Origin of the sequence: Vogesella amnigena (assembly GCF_042648905.1) — a bacterium.
GTDB lineage: Bacteria > Pseudomonadota > Gammaproteobacteria > Burkholderiales > Chromobacteriaceae > Vogesella > Vogesella amnigena.
Window position 1 is genome coordinate 12,658 of the sequence record NZ_JBHRYH010000039.1, and the last position, 16,237, is coordinate 28,894.

Below are 16,237 nucleotides of genomic sequence, written 5' to 3' on the forward strand. Positions count from 1 at the left end.
CCGCAATGCGGCCAACCTTTTTACCCCCAGATACCAACACAACAAACAGCACGCCAAGAGCGTTCCGTCAAAGCCGGTGGCTGCAATAGCTGTAGCGCCATCTACTTTGTCAAAACGGTTTTAGCAAAGCTGCAACGCAGACAAAAGGGTCGAACAATGATGCAATCCATGTACAGTCATTCTCACCTGTTTGGTGGGAATGCACCGTTCATCGAGGAGCTGTACGAACAGTACCTCGCTGATCCGAACGTGGTTCCGGCGGAATGGCGGGATTACTTCGACAAGCTGGCCATGACGCCGGGCGCCGCCGACCGCGACGTGGCACACCAGCCGATTCAGGAATCCTTCATCCAGCTGGCCAAGAAGCCGATCAGCGGCCAGCGCAGCAGCGATGCGGCCAACTGGGAGTCGATGCAGAAGCAGGTAGGCGTGCTGAAGCTGATCTCCGCCTGGCGCGTGCTTGGCTCCCGCCAGGCCAATCTGGATCCGCTCAAGCGCATGGATCAGGCCACTGTCCGCGAACTGGAACCGGCCACCCACGGCCTGACCGACGCCGACATGGCCGTGCAGTTCAACGTCGGCTCGCTGGTTGCCCCGCAGAAGCTGCCGCTGTCCGACATCATTGCCCGTCTGAAGCAGACCTACGGCGGCAATGTCGGCGTGGAATACATGCACATCACCAACTCCGCAGAAAAGCACTGGATCCAGCAGCGCTTCGAAGGTGATCTGTCCACCCCGCGTTACGGCGCCGACAAGAAAAAGCGCATCCTCAAGCAGATTACCGCCGCCGAGACCCTGGAGCGCTACCTGCATACCCGCTACGTGGGTCAGAAGCGCTTCTCGCTGGAAGGTGGCGAAGCCGCCATCGCCGCGCTGGACCACCTGATCCAGACCGGTACCAGCCACGGTATCGAAGAGCTGATCATCGGCATGGCCCACCGTGGCCGCCTGAACGTGCTGGTAAACACCCTGGGCAAGCTGCCGCGCGACCTGTTCGCCGAATTCGAAGGCAAGGCCGCACAGGATCTGGCTTCCGGTGACGTGAAGTACCACATGGGCTTCTCCTCCGACATCCCCACCGCCAGTGGCCCGATGCACGTTTCGCTGGCGTTCAACCCGTCGCACCTGGAAATCGTGAACCCGGTGGTGGAAGGTTCGGTACGTGCCCGCCAGGACCGCCGCAAGGACAGCGAGCGCAAGACCGCGGTACCGCTGCTGATTCACGGTGACTCGGCCTTTGCCGGCCTGGGCGTGAACCAGGGTACCTTCAACCTGTCGCAGACCCGCGGCTACGGTACCGGCGGCACCCTGCACCTGGTGATCAACAACCAGGTGGGCTTCACCACCTCCGACACCCGCGACATGCGCTCCACGCTGTACTGTACCGACGTGGCCAAGATGATCGAAGCGCCGATCTTCCACGTGAACGGCGACGATCCGGAAGCGGTGTGCTACGTAATGCAGGCCGCACTCGACTACCGCATGACCTTCAACAAGGACGTGGTAATCGACCTGGTGTGCTACCGCAAACTGGGCCACAACGAGGGCGACGACCCGTTCCTGACCCAGCCGATGATGTACAAGCGCATCGCCAAGCACCCGGGCACCCGCGCACTGTACGCGCAGCGCCTGGTGGCCGAGGGCGTGCTGAAGGCGGAAGAAGCCGAGGATCTGATCCGCGCCTACCGCGATGCACTGGACAAGGGCGAGCATGTCGAGCAGACCGTACTGTCCAACTACCGCCGCGAGCACGCGCTGGACTGGAGCCAGTACCAGGGCACCCACTGGGCCCACCCCACCGACACCTCGCTGCCGCAGGCCGACATCATCCGCCTGGCCGAGAAATTCACCAGCGTGCCGGCAGAATTCAAGCTGCACCCGACCGTGAAGAAGGTGCAGGAAGCCCGCATGGCCATGGCCCGCGGCGAACAGCAGCTGGACTGGGGCATGGCGGAAATCACCGCCTACGCCAGCCTGGTAACCAACGGCTACGGCGTGCGCATCTCCGGTGAAGACTCCGGCCGCGGCACCTTCTCCCACCGTCACTCCGTGGTGCACGATCAGAACCGCGAGCGCTGGGACCAGGGCAGCTACGTACCGCTGCGCAATATGAGCGACAACCAGGGCGAGTTCCTGGTGATCGACTCGATCCTGAACGAAGAAGCGGTACTGGCCTACGAATACGGCTACGCCTGCTCCGCTCCGGACCAGCTGGTGATCTGGGAAGCCCAGTTCGGCGACTTCGCCAACGGCGCCCAGGTAGCCATCGACCAGTTCATTTCCTCCGGCGAAACCAAGTGGGGCCGTCTGTGCGGCCTGACCACCATCCTGCCGCACGGCTACGATGGCCAGGGCCCGGAGCACTCCTCCGCCCGCCTGGAACGCTGGTTGCAGCTGTGCGCCGAGCACAATATGCAGATCGTGATGCCGTCCGAAGCCAGCCAGATGTTCCACGTGCTGCGCCGCCAGGTACTGCGTCCGTACCGCAAGCCGCTGGTGATCTTCCTGTCCAAGCGCCTGCTGCGTTACAAGGACTCCATGAGCCCGATCACCGACCTGACCGCCGGCAGCTTCCGCCCGGTGATCGGCGATGCGTCGATCAAGGATGCCAAGAAGGTAAAGCGCGTGCTGCTGTGTGCCGGCCAGGTTTACTACGACCTGGTGAACGGTCGCAAGGAACGCGGCATGGAAGAAGACGTGGCCATCGTGCGCATCGAGCAGCTGTACCCGTTCCCGACCGAGCAGCTGCAGGCCGAACTGGCCCAGTATGCCCACGTGAAAGAACTGGTCTGGGTACAGGAAGAGCCGCGAAACCAGGGCGCCTGGTACCAGATCCGCCATCGTCTGGAAGGCCTGCTCAACGGCAAACAGACCCTGGATTTCGCTGGCCGCCCGTCGTCCGCCTCCCCGGCCGTAGGCTATATGAGCAAGCACGTATCCCAGCTCAAGGCCTTCGTCGAAGAAGCCCTGTCGTTCAACAAATAACACCTGCACATAAGAACGGGGCGGCCCTGCGCCGCCCCTTAATGGAGAAGAACAATGGCCATCATTGAAGTCAAAGTCCCCCAGCTGCCGGAATCCGTATCCGAAGCCACCCTGATGACCTGGCACAAGCAAGTCGGCCAGGCCGTTGCCCGTGACGAAAACCTGATCGATCTGGAAACCGACAAGGTGGTACTGGAACTGCCGGCACCGCTGGCCGGCGTGCTGGTAAAGATCATTGAGCAGGACGGTGCCACCGTAACCTCCGGCCAGCTGATCGCCCACATCGATACCGAAGCCACCGCAGGTGCCTCCGCTCCGGCCGCCGCGGCCGCACCGGCTGCTGCACCCGCCGCTGCCCCGGTACAGGCTGCCGCCACCGGTGGCGCCGCCATGCCGTCCGCTGCCAAGCTGGCCGCAGAAACCGGCGTGAACCTGGCCGACGTAGCCGGCTCCGGCCGTGACGGTCGCATCCTGAAAGAAGACGTGGCTGCCGCCAAGCCGGCTGCTGCCGCTCCGGCCGCTGCTGCGGCCAACGTGGGCCAGGCACTGGCCTCCACCCCGGCGATCAGCACCTCGGTACTGTCCGGCCGTCCGGAACAGCGCGTGCCGATGTCCCGCCTGCGCCAGCGCGTGGCCGAGCGTCTGGTGATGTCGCAACAGACCAACGCCATCCTGACCACCTTCAACGAAGTCAACATGAAGCCGTTGATGGATCTGCGCGCCCGCTACAAGGACAAGTTCGAGAAAGAGCACGGCGTGAAGCTGGGCTTCATGGGCTTCTTCGTGAAGGCCGTGGTTGCCGCGCTGAAGAAATACCCGGTAGTGAACGCCTCGGTTGATGGCACCGACATCATCTACCACGGCTACTTCGACATCGGCGTGGCAGTAGGCAGCCCGCGTGGCCTGGTAGTGCCGGTAATCCGCAATGCCGACCAGCTGTCGCTGGCCGAGATCGAGAAGCAGATCGCCGACTTCGGCAAGCGCGCCCAGGAAGGCAAGCTGACCGTGGAAGAGCTGACCGGCGGTACCTACACCATCTCCAACGGCGGTACCTTCGGCTCCATGATGTCCACCCCAATCATCAACCCGCCGCAATCCGCGATCCTGGGCATGCACGCCACCAAGGAACGTGCGGTAGTGGAAAACGGTCAGGTTGTGGTTCGCCCGATGATGTACCTGGCCCAGTCCTACGACCACCGCATCATCGATGGTCGCGAAGCAGTACTGAGCCTGGTGGCAGTGAAGGACGCCATCGAAGATCCGGCCCGCCTGATCCTCGACCTGTAAGTACAGCCTGCTTCGGCACATCCGCGTGCGGCCAACCCCAGGGTTGGCCGCAACGTGCAAAGGAATTATTCAATGAGCCAACAATTCGACGTAGTAGTGATCGGCGGCGGCCCCGGCGGTTACGTAGCAGCCATCCGTGCGGCCCAGCTGGGTTTCAGCACCGCTTGTGTGGATGCATTCAAGAACCCGGAAGGCAAGGCCTCCCTGGGCGGCACCTGCCTGAACGTGGGTTGCATCCCGTCCAAGGCACTGCTGCAGTCCTCGGAAAACTTCCACGCCATCCAGCATGACTTCGCCAAGCACGGCATCTCGGTAGACGGTGCCAAGATGGACGTGGCCACCATGCTGGAGCGCAAGAACGGCATCATCACCAAGAACGCCGGCGGTATTGCCTTCCTGTTCAAGAAGAACAAGGTTGCCAACATCCATGGTCTGGGCACGCTGAAATCCCGCCAGGGCGAGAAGTGGGTCATCGAGGTTACCGACAACGGTGCCGTGGTGGACACCCTGGAAGCCAGCCACGTGATCATCGCCACCGGCTCCAACCCGCGCCAGCTGCCGGGTCTTCCGACCGACAACCAGATCGTGCTGGACAATGCCGGCGCACTGGCGCTGACCGATGTACCGGCCCGTCTGGGCGTGATCGGTGCCGGCGTGATCGGCCTGGAAATGGGTTCGGTATGGAAGCGCCTGGGCGCCGACGTGACCATCCTGGAAGCCATGCCGACCTTCCTGGCCGCTGCTGACCAGCAGATCGCCAAGGAAGCGTTCAAGACCCTGACCAAGGATACCGGCCTCGACATCAAGCTGGGCGTGAAGATCGGTGAAATCAGCAAGGGCGCCAACAGCGTCACCGTGAACTACGAGCTGAACGGCGAAGCCGTGAAGGCAGAGTTCGACAAGCTGATCGTGGCCATCGGCCGCGTACCGAACACCGCCGGCCTCGGCGCCGACAGCGTGAACCTGCAGCTGGACGAGCGCGGTTTCGTGGTTGTGGACGATCACTGCCACACCAACCTGCCGAACGTGTGGGCAATTGGCGACGTGGTGCGCGGCCCGATGCTGGCGCACAAGGCGTCTGAAGAAGGCGTGGCGGTTGCCGAGCGCATCGCCGGCCAGAAGCCGCACGTGGACTTCGGCGTGATTCCGTGGGTGATCTACACCTCGCCGGAAATCGCCTGGGTCGGCAAGACCGAAGAGCAGCTCAAGGCCGAAGGCATTGAGTACAAGAAAGGCACTTCCGGTTTTGCGGCCAACGGTCGCGCGCTGGGTCTGGGCCATGCCCAGGGTACCGTCAAGCTGCTGGCCTGCGCCAAGACCGACCGCATCCTCGGCCTGCACATGATCGGCCCGATGGTGTCCGAGCTGGTGACCGAAGGCGTGGTATCGATGGAGTTCAAGGCTGCCAGCGAAGACCTGGCACGCATTGTCCACGCCCACCCGTCGCTGTCCGAGGTGGTGCACGAAGCCGCACTGGCCGCCGACAAGCGCGCGCTGCACGGCTAAAGCTACCCGGGCCGTGTACAATGTGCCGGCCCACGTGAACGGTGTGGCAGTCGCTCGCGGCTGCCACCGGCAAAAATAAGGCTGTGCGAGCAGCCAAGGAATAGAGACGTAGGCCAGACAGGCCCCGCCATCATTTCCACCCGAAAGGAAAATCAATGAACCTGCACGAATACCAAGCGAAAGAGCTGCTGGCCAAGTACGGCCTGCCGGTGCAACAGGGCATTCTGGCCAACTCGCCGGAAGAAGCTGCTGCTGCTTACGACAAGCTGGGCGGCAAATTTGCCGTTGTGAAGGCCCAGGTCCACGCCGGTGGCCGTGGCAAGGCCGGTGGCGTAAAAGTGGTGAAGAGCCGCGAAGAAGCTGCTGAAGTTGCCAAGACCCTGATCGGCACCAACCTGGTGACCTATCAGACCGACGCCGCCGGCCAGCCGGTAAACAGCGTGCTGGTATGTGAAGACATGTACCCGGTACAGCGCGAACTGTACCTGGGCGCCGTGGTTGACCGTGGCACCCAGCGCGTGGTGTTCATGGCCTCCACCGAAGGTGGCGTGGAGATCGAGAAGGTTGCCGAGGAAACCCCGGAAAAGATCATCAAGGTAGAGATCAACCCGCTGGTTGGCCCGCAGCCGTTCCAGGGCCGTGACCTGGCATTCGCACTGGGTCTGGAAGGCGCACAGGTTGCCGCTTTCACCAAACTGTTCCTGGGCGCCGCCAAGGCCTTCATCGAGAACGACTTCGCGCTGTTCGAAGTGAACCCGCTGGCGCTGCGTGAAAACGGCGAACTGGCCTGCGTGGACGGCAAGATCAACCTGGACTCCAACGCCCTGTACCGTCACCCGGAACTGCTGGCCATGCGCGACAAGTCGCAGGAGAACGAGCGTGAAGTGAAAGCTTCCGAGTTCGACCTGAACTACGTGGCACTGGAAGGCAACATCGGTTGCATGGTGAACGGCGCCGGTCTGGCCATGGCTACCATGGACATCATCAAGCTGAAGGGTGGCCAGCCGGCCAACTTCCTGGACGTGGGCGGCGGCGCTACCAAGGAGCGCGTGATCGAAGCGTTCAAGCTGATCCTGGCCGACACTTCGGTGCAGGGCGTGCTGATCAACATCTTCGGCGGTATCGTACGTTGCGACATGATTGCTGAAGCGATCATCGCCGCGGTGAAGGAAGTGAACGTGACCGTGCCGGTAGTTGTGCGCCTGGAAGGCAACAACGCCGAGCTGGGCGCCAAGATCCTGGACGAATCCGGTCTGAAACTGACCTCCGCCCAGGGCCTGAACGACGCAGCCGAGAAAATCGTTGCTGCCGTTGCCGCCCTCTAATCACCCGCACCGCATAAGGATTTCAAAATGAGCGTATTGGTAAACAAAGACACCAAAGTGCTGGTGCAAGGTTTCACCGGCAAGAACGGTACTTTCCACGCCGAACAGGCACTGAAGTGCGGCACCAAGGTAGTTGGTGGCGTTACCCCGGGCAAGGGCGGTGCTGAGCACCTGGGCCTGCCGGTGTTCAACACCATGAAGGACGCCGTTCGCGAGACCCAGGCTGACGCTTCCGTGATCTACGTACCGGCAGCTTTCGCCAAGGATTCCATCCTGGAAGCCATCGACAGCGGCGTGAAGCTGATCGTGTGCATCACCGAAGGCGTGCCGACCCTGGACATGCTGTACGTGAAGAAAGCCGTGGACGAAGCCGGCATCCGCCTGATCGGCCCGAACTGCCCGGGTATCATCACCCCGGGTGAGTGCAAGATCGGCATCATGCCGTGGCACATCCACAACCCGGGCCGCATCGGTATCGTGTCCCGCTCCGGCACCCTGACCTACGAAGCCGTGGCACAAACCACCGCCCTGGGCCTGGGCCAGTCCACTTGTATCGGTATCGGCGGCGACCCGATCCCGGGTACCTCCCACATCGATTCCCTGAAGCTGTTCCAGGATGATCCGGATACCGACGCCATCATCATGATCGGTGAAATCGGTGGTACCGCTGAAGAAGAAGCTGCCGAATTCGCCAAGCAGTACGTGACCAAGCCGGTAGTAGGCTACATCGCCGGTGTTACCGCCCCGAAAGGTAAGCGCATGGGTCACGCCGGCGCCATCATCTCCGGCGGCAAGGGTACTGCCGAAGAGAAGTTCAAGGCTTTCGAGCGTGCAGGCATCGCCTACACCCGCAGCCCGGCCGAAATCGGCAAGACCATGTTCGAACTGCTGAAGTCCAAGGGCATGATCTGATCTGCCACGGTCTGAACAGACAGCAAACCCCGCCAACTGGCGGGGTTTTTTGTTGTCCGGTACATAGCATGTCCTGCCCTGCGGCCAACCTTAACTAGCGGCTGGCAAACAAAAACCCCGCCGTAGCGGGGTTGACTGGATGGATACGTCACGCAGGCGCGCTGACGACATCAACCCTGAGCTGGCAGCAGCGTCTCCTGCCGCAGCAAGGGCTCCACCTGCTCTGCCGGCATCGGCTTGGCCAGCAGGTAGCCCTGCACCTGTTCGCAGCCGTGCTCTTCCAGGAAGCGCCATTGCTCGATGGTCTCCACCCCTTCCGCCACCACCTGCATGTTCAGGTTCTTGGCCATATTGATGATGGCACGGGTAATGGCGGTATCGTCCTGATCGTCCGGGATGTCGCGTACGAAGGAGCGATCGATCTTCAGCTTGTCGGCCTTGAAGCGCTTCAGGTAGGACAGGCTGGAGTAACCGGTGCCGAAGTCATCGATGGACATGCGGATCCCCATGTCCTGAATGGCGCGGATAGCCTGTACCGTGGACTCCATGTCATCCATGATCACGCTTTCGGTCACCTCCACGTCCAGGCAGCTGCCCGGCAGGTTGTAGGTGGCCAAGGCATTGCCCAGTACCTGGGTCAGGTCCTCATGGCGGAACTGCAACGCCGACAGGTTGACACCAACTGTGATCAGCGGCAGGCCGGCGGCATGCCAGGCGGCAATCTGGCGGCAGGCCTCGCGAATCACCCAGTTGCCGATCTGCACGATGAAACCGCGCTCCTCGGCCACGTCGATGAAATGGATCGGCCCCAGCAGGCCCAGCGACGGGTGGTTCCAGCGGATCAGCGCCTCGGCACCGACAATGCGGCCACTCTTGATTTCCACCTGCGGCTGATAGTGCAGCACGAATTCGCCGCGCTCCACCGCGTAGCGCAGCTGGCTTTCAATGGCCAGTATCTCGCGGGCGCGGGCATTGAGGTCGGAGGTGTAGAACTTGTAATTGTTGCGGCCGCTGGATTTGGCGTGGTACATCGCCGCGTCGGCATTGCGCACCAGGGTGTCGAAGTCACGGCCATCGTCCGGGAACACGCTGATACCGATACTGCCGGTCACCATCAGCGAGTGGTTGTACACCTCCAGCGGGGTGGTGAATTCGGCCAGGATGCGCTCGGCCATGTGCGCGGCGGCGGCGGCATCGTTGACCAGCGGCAGCAGGATGATGAATTCGTCACCGCCCTGGCGCGCCACCACCTCACCACTGCCCAGCACACTGCGGATACGCTCCGACGCCATCTTCAGCAGGATGTCGCCAGCGGCATGGCCCAGGGATTCGTTGATGGTCTTGAAGCGGTCCAGGTCCAGCAGCAGGATGGCCAGCTTGCCGTTATCGTGGGTGGCATTCTGAATGGCCAGCAACGCGCGGTCCTGCAGGTGACCACGGTTGGGCAGGCCGGTAAGCACATCGAAGTGCGCCAGGAACTGGATGCGTTCGTCTGCCGCCTTGCGCTCGGACTGGTCGCTGAAAATGGCCACGTAGTGGGTCACATCGCCAGACGGGCTCTTTACCGCATTGATCGCCAGCCACTCCGGATATACCTCGCCATTCTTGCGGCGGTTCCACACTTCGCCCTGCCACGAGCCCTGTTCGTTCAGCACCTGCCACAGGCTGTCGTAGAAGTCCTTGCTGTGGCGGCCGGAGCTGAGCACCATCGGGCGCTGGCCCAGCACTTCTTCCTGCGCGAAGCCGGTGATTTCGGTAAAGGCGCGGTTCACACTGCGAATGCGCACATCACCATCGGTAATCATGATGCCCTCGGCGGTGTTCTCGAACACCTTGGCCGCCAGCTGCATGCGCTCTTCCGCGGCGCGGCGCTCGGAGATATCGCGCACCATGCGCCACACGGCGGTAATGCGGCCGCTGGCATCGCGCATCGCCACGGTCTTGACGCTGACCGGGATCGGATTGCCGATGCGGTTGATGTACTGCACTTCGAATTCATCGCAGAAGCCGAAGCGCATCACCTTGTTGTCCAGGTTGTAGCGCTCCTGCGCCTCGCTGTCGCGATCCAGCAGGCCCCAGAAATTCTGCAGCTTGAGTTGATCCAGGCTGAAACCCAGCAGGCTGAGGAAGGCCGGGTTGGCGTCGATGATCTGCCCTTCCAGCGAGCTGATCACGATGCCGTCCAGGTTGGACCAGAACAGCTCGCGGTACTTGTTCTCGGAGCGGCGCAGCGCGTCCTCCACTTCGCGGCGGCGCTCGATGTCGGCCTCCAGCGCCAGGGTCTTGGCTTTCAGCTCGTCGATCAGGCGCTTCAGTTCTGCCCGCATCCATTCCAGATGCTTGCCCACGGTGCCGATCTCATCCTGCCGCCCCCAGTGAAACGGCTCATCCAGCTTGAGTGCGGCCAACTTGGTGGCCTGCTGCGACAGCTGGGCGATGGGGCGCAGGAAACGGGAATGCAGGATGGTCATCACCAGCACCACCGACAGCAGCAGCTGCGCCGCCACGATCAACAGCAGGTTCTTCAGCTGGTTGCGCTGGTAGATGGCCAGGTGTTCGGTATCGAACTCGATGCTGACCTGGCCGATTTCCTCGCCACGGTACACCACCGGCTTCTGCACGAAGGCCACGCTGCCGATGCGGCGTTCGCTGCGCAGGGTGGACAGGAACACGGTATTGGACTGGGTATCGGTAACGCGAATGGAGATCACCCGTGGATCGTCCATCACCGATGACACCAGCGGTGCGCCGGCCTGGCGGCTGAGGTTCCACAGCGGCTCCTGCATGCCCAGCGCCACGATGTCCAGCAGGCGCTTCTGGTCCACCGCCAGCTGGTTTTCCGCCTGTTCGCGCTGCAGGTTGAAGCTCAGCACGCTGATGAACACGGCGGGAATCAACAGGCCCAGTACCAGTGCCATCAGGAACACCTGGCGCAAGGACAGGCGGGAGCCGATGGCGTAGCTATCGAAATTGTCAGGCTTCTGGGTCATGAAATCGGTTTCCCCAACGACTTAAGCGTATTTTGGTGCAGTTATTCTGAAGATTATACGGAGGCGCGGCACGACGCGCGGATTTTCTCCATTTGCATAGTATAAGTCAGGTTGCCGAATCCGGAAGCCAGCGCCTACAATCGCCCGCATATTTTACTAGGCAGAATTTCATGCAAAACACCGCCTTCGACCAGCTGATCAGCGCGCGCTGGATCATTACCGTGGAACAGGATGGCCAAGTACTGGAAAACCATGCCGTGGCAGTGCGCAATGGCCGTATCGTTGCCATCCTGCGTCCGGAGGAAATCGCCGCGGCCAACGCCGCCGAGCGCATCGACCTGCCGCAGCACGTGCTGATGCCGGGCCTGGTAAACCTGCACGGCCACTCTGCCATGACCCTGCTGCGCGGCATGGCCGACGACAAGGCACTGATGGACTGGCTGCAGAACCATATCTGGCCTGCAGAAGGCAAGCATGTCAGCGATGCGTTTGTATTCGATGGTGCCTTATTGGCAATGGGTGAGATGTTCCGCAGCGGCACCACCACCATCAACGACATGTATTTCTTCCATGCCGCCATGGGCCGTGCCGGCCTGGCCGCCGGCATGCGAACCTTCGTCGGCTGCTCGATCCTGGAATTCCCCACCGTCTACGGCCAGAACGCCGACGACTACATCGCCAAGGGCATGGCCGAGCGCCAGCAGTTCCTCGGCGAGGAGCTGATCACCTTCACCCTGGCCCCGCATGCGCCGTACACCGTGGCCGACGACACCTTCCGCAAGGTCATCACCCTGGCCGAGCAGGAAGACATGCTGATCCACTGCCACATCCACGAAACCATGGATGAAGTGAACGGCAGCATCGACCAGTACCAGCAGCGCCCGCTGGCCCGCCTGGCGAACCTGGGCCTGCTGTCGCCGCGCCTGATCGCCGCGCACATGGTGCACCTCAGTGACGAGGAAATCGCGCTGGTGGCCAAGCATGGCGTGTCCATCGCCCACAACCCCACTTCCAACATGAAACTGGCTTCCGGCATTGCCCCGGTACAGAAGCTGTTGGCTGCAGGCGTGAACGTGGGTATCGGCACCGATGGTGCCGCCTCCAACAACAAGCTGGACATGCTGAGCGAAACCCGCATGGGCGCACTGCTGGCCAAGGTTGGCACCCTGGACCCGACCGCCGTGCCGGCAGCCACCGCGATCCGCATGTCCACCCTGCACAGCGCACAGGCGCTGGGTATTGCCGACAAGGTCGGCACCGTGAGCGTGGGCAAGCAGGCCGACCTGATCGCCGTGGACCTGTCGGCGGTGGAAACCAGCCCGCAGTTCGACCCGATCTCGCACATCGTGTACGCCGCCGGCCGTGAGCAGGTGAGCCACGTATGGGTGAATGGCCGCGCGGTACTGCGCGAGCGCCAGCTGACCACCCTCGACGAAGCCGAACTGAAAGCCAAGGCCGAAGACTGGCGCGTGCGCATTCTGGCCAAATAAGCTGGAAATCAAATAAGCAGGAAACAAGATGAGCAATGTAGACGAACTGGAGCTGGATAAATTCAGCCAGATTGCCCACAAGTGGTGGGACAAGGACAGCGAGTTCAAACCGCTGCACGAGATCAACCCGCTGCGCCTGGGCTTTATCGATGACTTCGCCGCCATCAGCGGCAAAACGGTGCTGGACGTAGGCTGCGGCGGCGGCATCCTGGCCGAGAGCATGGCCGCCAAGGGCGCCACCGTTACCGGCATCGACCTGGCCAAGAAATCGCTGAAGGTCGCCCAGCTGCACAGCCTGGAATCCGGCGTCAGCGTCAGCTACCGCTGCGTGCCGGTGGAAGAGTTGGCCGCAGAAGCACCGGCCAGCTTCGACGTGGTGACCTGCATGGAGATGCTGGAACACGTACCGGATCCGCTGAGCGTGGTGCGCGCCTGCGCCGAACTGGTGAAGCCGGGCGGCCAGGTGTTCTTCTCCACCCTCAACCGCAATGCCAAGGCCTACCTGCTGGCAGTGGTCGGTGCCGAATACGTGCTGAACATGCTGCCGCGCGGCACCCACGAGTACAAGCGCTTCCTCAAGCCGTCGGAACTGGCACGCATGGCGCGTGGCGCCGGGCTGGAGCTGCTGCAGGTGAAGGGCATGGGCTACAACCCGCTCACCCGCATCTATAGTCTGAATGACGATACCGACGTCAATTACCTGATGGCCATGCGCCGTCCGGGCTGATGTCCGCACTCGCAAGCCGTTGCGGCCAACCCGGCACCGTCGGGTTGGCCGCATTATTTATTGCCAAGCGATGTTGAGTTCTCCGCCACTGCCGCCCAATGCCATTCGCTGGCTGGCAGCATTGAACATCCACAACCGCGCCGAACTGCAGGCCGTGGGGGCGGTGCGCGCCTACCTGCTGCTGAAAGCCGCCGGTCACAGCGCCACCGAACGGCTGTTGTTCGCGCTGGAGGCCGCCGTGCGCGGCGAGCACTGGTCTGCCCTGGACGATGCCGACCGCACTGCCTTGCGCCTGGCTGCGGCCAACCATGCCCCGGTACGTCCGCTGCCGCCACAGGCGGAGCAGCAAGCGTTCATGGCCGAGGCATTGGCACTTGCCGCCGAAGCCGCCAGTCATGGCGAGGTGCCGGTAGGCGCAGTGGTGGTACATCACAACAAGATCATCGGGCGCGGCTACAACCGCCCGGTCAGCAGCCATGACCCCAGCGCCCATGCCGAGATGGTGGCACTGCGTGAAGCAGCCACGGCACTGGGCAATTACCGGCTGCATGGCTGCCAGCTGTATGTCACGCTGGAGCCCTGTGTCATGTGCGCCGGCGCCATCCTGCACAGCCGGCTGGATCACGTGCTGTACGGCGCCGCCGAGCCGCGCACCGGCGCCGCCGGCAGCGTGCTCAACCTGTTTGCCGAGCGCCGGCTCAACCATCACACCGCGGTGGATGGCAACATAGAAAGCGCGGCCGCCACGGCACTTCTGACCAGCTTCTTTGCCCAACGCAGATAAGTCAGGAGAGCATGATGAACCGCCACATCCGCCTTCTTGCCGCCCTGCTGCTTGTCAGCGTGGCTGGCGCGCAGGCCGCCACACCGGGCGAGACCGATTTTGTGCTGGCCAGCCAGCAGCAGCCAGTCGGCCCGGCCAGTATCAAACCCAACCCCTACACCCCCGGCATGCCCTGGCTGGAAGTCGGCGTACGCAGCCAGAGCCTGGTGTACTACGATGCGCGCGGCGTGGCGCGGGCGCATTACCAGATTTCCACCGCCCGCAATGGCGTGGGCGAGCGCGAAAACAGCTACCAGACCCCCCGCGGCTGGCACAGGGTTTGCGAGCGTATCGGCGATGGCATCGAGCCTGGCACCATCATCTACCGCCGTCAGGTAACACCATGGAAGTACACGCCGCAGCTGCACCAGGAATACCCGGACAAGGACTGGATCCTCACCCGTATCCTGTGGCTGTGCGGCATGGAGCCCGGCAAGAATCAGGGCGGCGAGGTGGATAGTTACGACCGCGCCATCTACCTGCACGGCGCCGGCGAGCACGTGGCCTTCGGCACACCGACTTCGCGCGGCTGTGTGCGCATGCGTAATGAAGACATCATCGAGCTGTTTGCCCAGACCAGTAATGGCCTGGATGTGCTGATCAACGAAAACCTGTGACCCATGCTGAGCCTGACTACCCCTGCCCTGCTATTCCCCGCCATTTCGCTGCTGCTGCTGGCCTATACCAACCGCTACTTGGCACTGGCCAGCATCATCCGCAATCTGTACGACGACTACCAGCAATCGCCCAGTGAAAAACTGGTGCAGCAGATCGGCAACCTGCGCCAGCGCATCGCACTGATCAAGTGGATGCAGAGCCTGGGGGTGGGCAGCCTGTTCCTGTGCGTGGTGGCCATGCTGCTGATCTACACCGGTTGGCCGCAAAGCGCGCAGTTCATCTTCGGCACCAGCCTGCTGCTGATGATCATGTCGCTTGGCATGTCGCTGCTGGAGCTGCGCATGTCCACCGATGCGCTGAATATCCTGCTGTCCGACCTGATCGCCGCCGAGCGCGAACGCGGCCAGCGCTGATCGCGCAAAAAAAAAGACCTCTCCCGGCCTGGGAGAGGTCAACACCCGTGTCGTACCTGCAAGGTTCCTGACGGAACGCGCAATAACGGTGTTATTGCTCTTGAAGCAGCTGTTCAAACTTACCTTGCGAGCCACTTGTCGTGTTAGCCCCTGATTTCCTCGCTTGGCCGTGTTTAAACAAGCGTTTGAATAATAGGGTTGCCGCACTTGGGCCGGCAAGCACTTTTCGATAAAATTCAAACATGCGTTTTATTTTCACCACACCGGTCGCCACCATAGCTGTTCTTTGGCACGGGCATGCTCGCCCGGCTTGCCGACAATGCTAGAATCCGCCGTCCGATTGCCAGACAATCGACAACCTTCAATTCATCAGCAGGAGGCGGGAGTGAGCTTCAAGGCCAACGACTCTCTTACCGAACAGATTGCCCAGTACCTGGGTCACAAGATCGTCAGCGGGGAAATGCAACCCGGCGAACGGGTACAGGAGCTGCGCATCGCCGCGGAACTGGATGTCAGCCGCGGTTCGGTACGCGAGGCGCTGCTGATCCTGCAGCGTCGCCACCTGGTGGAAATCCTGCCGCGCCGCGGCGCCATTGTCTCCGGCATCAGCCCGGAAGATGTGCGCGAGTTGTTCGAGCTGTGGTTCCAGCTGCTGGAGCAGGCGGTGGTGAAGCTGGCCGCCAGCTGGCAGAACGACGACCTGGCCGCGTTCATCGAATGCATGACCGAGCTGGAAGACTGCCAGCGCCGCAGTGACCCGCTGGGCTTTTACCGCCACGGCGTGGCCTTCCTGGAGCTGCTGTATCAGCATTGCGGCAACCGCTATCTGCAGCAGACGCTGTTCGACCTGCTGCCACAATCCCAGCGCTGTCTGTTCGCCATCCTGCGCGCCGGCAAGACGCAGATCGACCACACCCACGACTTCCTGCAGCGGCTGCTGAAAGCCATCGTCGCCCGCGAGGAGTTGCTGCTGCGCCAGCTGGTGCGCGAATTTGGCAGCCGCTACAGCCAGACTGCCCAGGCCGCCGCGGCCGAGCTGCAAAGCTGATCGCAATAAAAAAAGCGGCTAGTTGGCTAATGCCGTTCACTTAGCAGATCGAACCTGTTTGGTTGGGTAACGGGATGGCAGCTTTTTCACAACGCGGGGGCATTCACGCCCCC

General features: G+C 62.3%; 12 protein-coding genes. 11 read left to right on the forward strand and 1 reads right to left on the reverse strand.

The features are described 5' to 3' along the window. The first annotated feature begins 156 nt into the window (after positions 1–156). From ACFOKJ_RS12875 to sucD, 5 genes are all read left to right on the forward strand, one after another. Complete coding sequence (locus tag ACFOKJ_RS12875; protein ID WP_390280212.1) at positions 157–2,985, forward strand: 2-oxoglutarate dehydrogenase E1 component; 2,829 nt, start codon at positions 157–159, stop codon at positions 2,983–2,985. A gap of 54 nt (positions 2,986–3,039) precedes the next feature. After that, a complete protein-coding gene (gene odhB / locus ACFOKJ_RS12880; RefSeq protein WP_390280214.1) occupies positions 3,040–4,272 on the forward strand; it encodes a 2-oxoglutarate dehydrogenase complex dihydrolipoyllysine-residue succinyltransferase in 1,233 nt (410 codons plus the stop codon). Between the two features lie 72 nt (positions 4,273–4,344). After that, complete coding sequence (gene lpdA / locus ACFOKJ_RS12885) at positions 4,345–5,778, forward strand: dihydrolipoyl dehydrogenase (protein ID WP_390280216.1); 1,434 nt, start codon at positions 4,345–4,347, stop codon at positions 5,776–5,778. A 155-nt stretch (positions 5,779–5,933) separates the two neighbouring features. Further along, positions 5,934–7,103 carry an ADP-forming succinate--CoA ligase subunit beta gene (sucC, locus tag ACFOKJ_RS12890; RefSeq protein ID WP_390280217.1) on the forward strand — a complete coding sequence of 390 codons (1,170 nt, stop codon included), beginning with the start codon at positions 5,934–5,936 and terminating at the stop codon, positions 7,101–7,103. Positions 7,104–7,130: 27 nt separating this feature from the next. Further along, positions 7,131–8,015 carry a succinate--CoA ligase subunit alpha gene (gene sucD, locus ACFOKJ_RS12895; protein WP_174875517.1) on the forward strand — a complete coding sequence of 295 codons (885 nt, stop codon included), beginning with the start codon at positions 7,131–7,133 and terminating at the stop codon, positions 8,013–8,015. A 170-nt stretch (positions 8,016–8,185) separates the two neighbouring features. Here the strand turns inward: sucD and ACFOKJ_RS12900 are convergent, their stop codons facing one another. Further along, positions 8,186–11,005 carry an EAL domain-containing protein gene (locus tag ACFOKJ_RS12900; RefSeq protein ID WP_390280220.1) on the reverse strand — a complete coding sequence of 940 codons (2,820 nt, stop codon included), beginning with the start codon at positions 11,003–11,005 and terminating at the stop codon, positions 8,186–8,188. 170 nt (positions 11,006–11,175) lie between these two features. Here ACFOKJ_RS12900 and ACFOKJ_RS12905 point away from each other — a divergent pair, with 170 nt between their 5' ends. The 6 genes from ACFOKJ_RS12905 to ACFOKJ_RS12930 all read left to right on the forward strand — a co-directional run bounded on the left by ACFOKJ_RS12905 (position 11,176) and on the right by ACFOKJ_RS12930 (position 16,124). Continuing rightward, a complete protein-coding gene (locus ACFOKJ_RS12905; RefSeq protein ID WP_390280221.1) occupies positions 11,176–12,495 on the forward strand; it encodes a TRZ/ATZ family hydrolase in 1,320 nt (439 codons plus the stop codon). A 28-nt stretch (positions 12,496–12,523) separates the two neighbouring features. Continuing rightward, positions 12,524–13,222 (forward strand): bifunctional 2-polyprenyl-6-hydroxyphenol methylase/3-demethylubiquinol 3-O-methyltransferase UbiG, encoded by a 699-nt coding sequence (gene ubiG / locus ACFOKJ_RS12910; RefSeq protein ID WP_390280223.1) that lies wholly within the window; start codon positions 12,524–12,526, stop codon positions 13,220–13,222. Positions 13,223–13,292: 70 nt separating this feature from the next. Continuing rightward, complete coding sequence (tadA, locus tag ACFOKJ_RS12915) at positions 13,293–14,006, forward strand: tRNA adenosine(34) deaminase TadA (protein ID WP_390280224.1); 714 nt, start codon at positions 13,293–13,295, stop codon at positions 14,004–14,006. Between the two features lie 11 nt (positions 14,007–14,017). Beyond that, the gene (locus ACFOKJ_RS12920) at positions 14,018–14,662 is read left to right on the forward strand and encodes a L,D-transpeptidase family protein (RefSeq protein ID WP_390280226.1); all 645 of its coding nucleotides are present in this window, start codon (positions 14,018–14,020) and stop codon (positions 14,660–14,662) included. Between the two features lie 3 nt (positions 14,663–14,665). Further along, positions 14,666–15,076, forward strand: a complete 411-nt coding sequence (locus tag ACFOKJ_RS12925; protein WP_390280228.1) for a DUF2721 domain-containing protein — start codon at positions 14,666–14,668, stop codon at positions 15,074–15,076. A gap of 385 nt (positions 15,077–15,461) precedes the next feature. Beyond that, positions 15,462–16,124, forward strand: a complete 663-nt coding sequence (locus ACFOKJ_RS12930) for a GntR family transcriptional regulator (RefSeq protein WP_390280230.1) — start codon at positions 15,462–15,464, stop codon at positions 16,122–16,124. The last annotated feature ends 113 nt before the right edge of the window (positions 16,125–16,237 follow it).